Origin of the sequence: Streptomyces sp. BE20 (genome assembly GCF_036322525.1) — a bacterium.
Classification (GTDB): Bacteria; Actinomycetota; Actinomycetes; order Streptomycetales; family Streptomycetaceae; genus Kitasatospora.
Genome location: NZ_JAQYWW010000010.1, coordinates 1 through 311 on the forward strand (window position 1 = coordinate 1; position 311 = coordinate 311).

General features: G+C 71.7%; 1 protein-coding gene. It reads left to right on the top strand.

Going from position 1 to position 311, the window contains the following annotated elements; translation table 11 throughout:
• Positions 1-311: ALF repeat-containing protein (locus PUR61_RS00025; protein WP_329874301.1), on the top strand; the 311-nt coding region annotated here is incomplete at both ends.

Below are 311 nucleotides of genomic sequence, written 5' to 3' on the forward strand. Positions count from 1 at the left end.
CGCAGAACGGCGGACCAAACGAACGCCGGGCCGCCGAGACCGCGCTGGCGGGCTCCGACGCCGACGTTCCGGCGTTCGTCCCGACCGGCAGGGCCGTCGCCGCGGAAGACGACCTTCGGGCGCGCAGCGAGGAACTGATCGCGTTCTCCGGCCCGGGGGTCCGCGATGCCGCAAACACCGCACTCGCGGGCAACGCGGCCGGTCTGCAGACCGTCCTCGAAAAGGGGATCCAGAACCCGTACGAGCACGACCAGCGGGTGCTGCTGTCACAGATCATGTCGACTGGCAGCCCGGCGGTGCAGGACGCCGCG